The organism is Gordonia sp. DT218 (assembly GCF_049847105.1).
Taxonomy (GTDB): Bacteria; Actinomycetota; Actinomycetes; order Mycobacteriales; family Mycobacteriaceae; genus Gordonia.
This window is the reverse complement of sequence record NZ_JBNCNS010000023.1, coordinates 1-228: the sequence shown is the minus strand read 5'-3', so window position 1 is coordinate 228 and position 228 is coordinate 1. Positions and strand designations below refer to the sequence as shown.

Genomic DNA, 228 nt, shown 5'->3' with positions numbered 1-228 from the left:
TCGGGTGTCCTCGATCATCGCCCGGACCGATCTGCTCGACGGCCACGCCGGTATGGCCGAGGTGGATGGGCAGATCGCCGCCGAACTGGATCTGCATGCCGGGGCGTGGTCGGCCGAACGGCTCCGCGACATGGTCGATCGGATCGTGTTTCGCCAGGATCCGGATGCGGTGCGCGAGGCTCGCCGACGTGCGGTCAACGACCGTCGGGTGTGGACGACGCCGAAGCC

The 228-nt window shown here is 68.9% G+C and carries 1 protein-coding gene; it reads left to right on the top strand.

Features of this window, described 5'->3' with window-relative positions; all coding sequences use genetic code 11:
* Positions 1-228, top strand: a 228-nt coding sequence (locus ACPXCG_RS23985; RefSeq protein WP_425794897.1) for a DUF222 domain-containing protein, incomplete at both ends; no start/stop codon positions are given.